Genomic DNA, 4,260 nt, shown 5'->3' with positions numbered 1-4,260 from the left:
GATTCAAATATTTGGTCCTGATTCTTGTACCACCTTATTAGATTCTGAAAAAATTACATATTATAATGGGGAAATTCTCTATCAATATGATACTCGCGACTTGAAAGAGGGAAATTATTATATTTCCTTCACTATGCAAAGTGGAGGAAGAAATAGAGTTTCATTTCACATAGATGAAATCGAGCAGTAACTGAATGAACATATAACTCCCAGTGAAAAATAATTCAATCCCACTTTTAAATAGATGGTATGTTTTATGTTTCTTTTTTCACGCTTGAATCAATCATCAATCACCTTGACAATAACCAGTTTCGTTAGAAGTACTCCTCTCGATGTAAGATGTTGTTAAGATATCAAATCATTAGGTATGTGTGATGTTTGGTAAAATGAATCAATATTTGCTGATTCTAATCCCTAGATAATCTTAACAGTGTAAGATGTTTGTTAAGATTCAGAACAGTGAAATTTAATCCCCTTTCTCTAAATCAATTCCAATTTCCCCTATTCACTGATCAACCAATCTTAACAGTGTAAGATATCTGTTAAGAACTTCGGAACCGATATTTCCTATTAGGTCCGGCCCCGTCTCCAATCAGAAAACCTCCTTCTTCAGACCACTTTTTGAGATATCTCGAAGCTTCCACTTGTGCTGATGCGGTGTCACCGAGATTCAATAACTGCCGGCACTCTTTATTGGTTATCGATCCATGATCCTGAACAAATCCCCGGACCAACTCTGCATATCTGGCTGCATCTATTCCCTTGGATGATGAATATGCAACCTTTCCGATGAGATCATTCGCAACGGTTTTTGCGAGATAGTAGGTTGCCGGTTTTGCATGTCCTTTTCGCTCGAGAATCCCTCGTGTGGGATGGCTCATGGTATCAAGTACGGCAATTGCATCATCCCGTTCCAGCTGGAGCAGATCTGCAGCATCGGCGGTACTGATGAAGCGGTGATCTTTCAGATAGGTCAGAACTATGAGCCCGTCTAGCCCGATATCCTTCCCTTCTCCATGCCACCGGGCAACGAGACTCGCCATGGCATGATCAAATGTTCCGTCGTAAATATGAAGAGTGACCTGGGAACCATCGGCCTCATACCGGGGCATTCGTTTCCCGTATTCGAGCATCGGGATGAATATCTTCCGTCTCCCGGTCCCTGCTGATTCTACAAGCCTGAGTTTGAGAAAGGCATTTGCCAGAGTCCGGTTACGTGGAGTTGATTCATGGCGGAGAATGTTCTGAAGCGTTATACCACCGATGAATCCTCCCGGACTGGTAACTACCAGTTCAGAAGCTGCATGACGAATGAGTACTTCTCCCGGATTGGTATAGTCCCGGTGGGTTATGGCATTGAGCACCACTTCACGAACCACATCGAGGGGGAAGGCCGGGATTCTGAGTTTAAAGAGACCGACTGATATCTCTTCTTCCGGGTTGATAGGACCAGAGAAGATACTTTCAATCTTCTCAATGACCTGAAGAAGCCCCACTCTCCAGAGATCATTGCGGGCAACTTTTGTCTCTGATGGTTGGTGAACATAATGGACCTGGCTCTGGGGACAGAGATCTGAGATGATATCCGGTTTTCCGAAAAGGAGGAGTCCTGCGTTGGTAACCGAGTCTCCCCGGACAGCCTCGATGCCTCGAAGAAAGGCATCGTCTGACATTTTAAGCAGTTCTGATTCGGGATTTTTACTCCGCAACATCGCTCGTGCCCGGGCGATCTCAAGAGGGTCCAGGTCTTCAGGAGTAATTTCGGAAACCGGTAGTCCACTCCAGTCTACTGCTCCGGTTGATGCCTTCATGGATGCAAATGCAGCCGGGTCCATCGGCATGCAGTTTTTCCCAATCCGCTGTTTGAACAAACCCTGTGATGTACCGTATGGTGGATTGCTGCCTTTGGGAATCCGGACGATGAGGAGATGGCCGGTCCCTTCAGGGACGTTCAGTTCCTCGACCTCGGCTTGGATATGAGGGTTGGTCCGGTCAAATATTCCCCTTCGCCAGGTGTCGAGATTGTACCCTTTTGCTCCGTGAATTGCCTCTGAACGCCCGATTGTTTTGTCCGAAACCCCGAAGACAACGACACCCCCATCTGCGTTAGAGAAGCAGACCGCGTATTCGATGGCTACTTTCATATCGCCTTTCGGATCACCCCACGGCTTGAAGTCGAGAACGTTGGACTCGAGATCATCGGCTATGGAATGATCGAGTTGATCCAGAAGACGGAGGATGTCATCGTTTGTGGGGATGGTCATGGTTCGGGTCTACCTATATGTTGTTAGAGGTATTCGGAAAATTGATTGTTGATGAAAGGTTTCAATGCTCTTGAAAGAGGGGAGAGTATCTCATGATATTTTGGACAACTTGTCAGTTTACGCTGGTAATTCGATCTCTCCTGCTGCAAGTGGTCTGACACAGATCTTCCCGGCATGAACCTCATGCATCACCTTATCGATCTTCTCAGATGTTTCATAGGAAAACCATGCTTCTCCACATCGTTCACAAACCCATGCGGGAACATCCTTGATCACAATCACCTGATCATGAACCCGGGCCATAAATTCGGTCTTTCCCTCTTTCATCTCACCCTTACAGAACTGGCATACTCCTGGTTTCATACTATTTCACCTCCTCAATCGATCATTGGTCCAGCTTTCATCCGGATGATACACCGTGATTATTTTGATGTGATCTGCACAGCACCCAACTACCACATGATGAGCAATTCCTCGCAGATACCCAAGCATGAGAAACGACGGACATGGGGTATCATCCTCATACTCTTCTATGATCTCTCCATCTGTCAGGATATGCAATATATCCTCTGATGAAATGTCACGTTCGAACATTCTAACCCGTGCATGTGCAGAGAAAATTATCGAACGCGTTCGAGCATGTGATTGGATGGTGGGCAATGAACTCAATTGCAACCCTCGGTGGGTGAGATTTTCCTTGTGATCTTTATCTTACTACGTTTTGGATATGTACCCTGAATGGGTTGAGGTACAGATGTTTTCCTGTTCAACAACTTGGGGGAGATAAGGCATCAGGATAATTATTGGTGAGATGAATGAAAATATCTGAGCCTCGTCAAAATGTTTAGTCCCTGAACTTTGTGTCTTTCGGGACCGGACCCTTCTTCAGTAAGAATCCCATCATCTGCAGACCATTTCTTCAGGTACCGTGATGCTTCGACCTGTGCTGATGCTGTGTCACCGAGATCAAACAACTACCGGGATTCTCTATTGGTTATCGATCCATGATCCTGAACAAATCCTCGGATAATCTCTGCATACCTGGCTGCATCTATTCCCTTTGATGATGAATATGCAACCTATCCGAGAGATCATTTGCGACGGTTTTACGAGATAGTAGGTTGCCGGTCTCAATTAATATCATTGCTTTAACACCATAATCAACAATTATTTTTTATCTGAATAATCCGGATTATGGCATTCATTAATTGTGTCCGGTAAACCGATCCTTGACAAATAGTAAGAAAATCTGGTCGATATACTCTCCCTATATAAATCGTCAATTTGAAGGACAAAATTAGATTGATGTATCGATTTGATATAATCAATATTGACAGAAAAATAGTGTTTAAAATCAATAATCCTGGGAACCATCTCTTTATTTGGAAACTCTAGATAGTGATACCTGATATTTTGATTAGTCTTGACATGATTCTGAACTGTTGAACTTGATATTACTTGCATTTTTTTCTTTAATTGGGATAAGTGAGTTCCCTGAATCACTTGTTCATAGTTGTACAGTGGTGCAACTAATATGGATAAAAGATCCTTATCATTATTTTTTGTACACGGAGACTTAGGATTAACATTGGGATCTTGATTTAAATCACAATCCTGGGTTAGGATGATGATATGCGGGAAAAAAACTTTTGATATTTCTATTTCAGTATTTGTTTCAGTTAGCCATTCGATATGATATATGTCTTTATATACTGCTCCTTGACAGATTCTGCTATTAATTTGTTTATTAACTTGAATCATTTCTTTACAGCAATAATGCGTTTTCTATATGGCTTTCCTGTATCATATTTTTCATCATCGATTTCTGTGTCCAAATCTTTAACTGGTACTCCCTGCGTTTCCTGCTGTTTTGCATGGAAATCTGTATCGGATGAATAATTATAGTTAAAAGGTTCTTTTTTTGTCATTGCATTTTATCTCTTAATCCTTGTTTGATAGATTTCTCAAATAAATCATAGATTGCATCATTAAATTT

At 42.5% G+C, this 4,260-nt stretch carries 5 protein-coding genes; 1 reads left to right on the top strand and 4 read right to left on the bottom strand.

Going from position 1 to position 4,260, the window contains the following annotated elements:
• On the top strand, positions 1-190 hold a 190-nt coding region (locus LUQ50_RS09065; protein ID WP_300039383.1), incomplete at its 5' end, for a hypothetical protein.
• A gap of 352 nt (positions 191-542) precedes the next feature.
• Here the strand turns inward: LUQ50_RS09065 and LUQ50_RS09060 are convergent.
• From LUQ50_RS09060 to LUQ50_RS09045, 4 genes are all read right to left on the bottom strand, one after another.
• A complete protein-coding gene (locus tag LUQ50_RS09060) occupies positions 543-2,264 on the bottom strand; it encodes an RNA-binding domain-containing protein (RefSeq protein WP_300039382.1) in 1,722 nt (573 codons plus the stop codon).
• Positions 2,265-2,381: 117 nt separating this feature from the next.
• The gene (locus LUQ50_RS09055; protein ID WP_300039381.1) at positions 2,382-2,627 is read right to left on the bottom strand and encodes a type II toxin-antitoxin system MqsA family antitoxin; all 246 of its coding nucleotides are present in this window, start codon (positions 2,625-2,627) and stop codon (positions 2,382-2,384) included.
• A 6-nt stretch (positions 2,628-2,633) separates the two neighbouring features.
• Complete coding sequence (locus LUQ50_RS09050; protein WP_300039384.1) at positions 2,634-2,924, bottom strand: DUF4258 domain-containing protein; 291 nt, start codon at positions 2,922-2,924, stop codon at positions 2,634-2,636.
• Positions 2,925-4,021: 1,097 nt separating this feature from the next.
• Positions 4,022-4,192, bottom strand: a complete 171-nt coding sequence (locus LUQ50_RS09045; RefSeq protein WP_300039380.1) for a hypothetical protein — start codon at positions 4,190-4,192, stop codon at positions 4,022-4,024.
• Between the last annotated feature and the right edge of the window lie 68 nt (positions 4,193-4,260).

It is taken from the genome of Methanospirillum sp. (assembly GCF_028679455.1).
GTDB lineage: Archaea > Halobacteriota > Methanomicrobia > Methanomicrobiales > Methanospirillaceae > Methanospirillum.
This window is presented reverse-complemented; position numbering and strand designations above follow the sequence as displayed.

Bases quoted from the DNA above. Each gene is read 5' to 3' on its own strand.
- LUQ50_RS09060 (WP_300039382.1), bottom strand. From the start codon at position 2,264: ATGACCATCCCCACAAACGATGACATCCTCCGTCTTCTGGATCAACTC.
- LUQ50_RS09055 (WP_300039381.1), bottom strand. From the start codon at position 2,627: ATGAAACCAGGAGTATGCCAGTTCTGTAAGGGTGAGATGAAAGAGGGA.
- LUQ50_RS09045 (WP_300039380.1), bottom strand. From the start codon at position 4,192: ATGACAAAAAAAGAACCTTTTAACTATAATTATTCATCCGATACAGAT.